Raw genomic sequence first — 598 nt, forward strand, 5'->3', positions numbered from 1 at the left:
TGTACGGTCCGACGGAGGCGTCGGTGGATGTGACGTTCCACGAGGTGACGGAGGCGGATCGGGTTGTGGTGCCGATCGGGGCGCCGGTGTGGAATACGCAGACGTTGGTGCTGGACGGGCGGTTGCGGCCGGTGCCGGTGGGGGTGGCGGGGGAGTTGTATCTCGGGGGTGTGCAGTTGGCGCGGGGGTATCGGGGGCGGCCGGATTTGACGGCGGATCGGTTCGTGGCGAATCCGTTCGGTGCGGGTTCGCGGTTGTATCGGACGGGGGATCGGGTTCGGTGGTTGCCGGGTGGGGAGTTGGAGTATTTGGGGCGTACGGATTTTCAGGTGAAGTTGCGGGGTCAGCGGGTCGAGTTGGGGGAGATCGAGGCGGTGTTGTTGCGCCGGGAGGATGTGGCGCAGGCGGTGGTGGTGCTGCGCGGGGATGGGTCGTCGGGGGAGTATCTGGCGGGGTATGTGGTGCCGGTGGCCGGGGCGGTGGTGGACGAGCGGGTGGTGCGGGAGTGGGCTGCGGTGGCGTTGCCGGGGTTCATGGTGCCGTCGGTGGTGGTGGTGCTGGCGGAGTTGCCGGTGACGGTGAACGGCAAACTCGACCG

General features: G+C 68.4%; 1 protein-coding gene. It reads left to right on the forward strand.

The annotated features are described in order from the left end of the window. Positions 1-598 (forward strand): AMP-binding protein (locus tag QM806_RS40950; RefSeq protein WP_283295053.1); only part of this gene is annotated, 598 nt, incomplete at both ends.

It is taken from the genome of Rhodococcus sp. IEGM 1351, from assembly GCF_030056875.1.
Taxonomy (GTDB): Bacteria; Actinomycetota; Actinomycetes; order Mycobacteriales; family Mycobacteriaceae; genus Rhodococcus_F; species Rhodococcus_F opacus.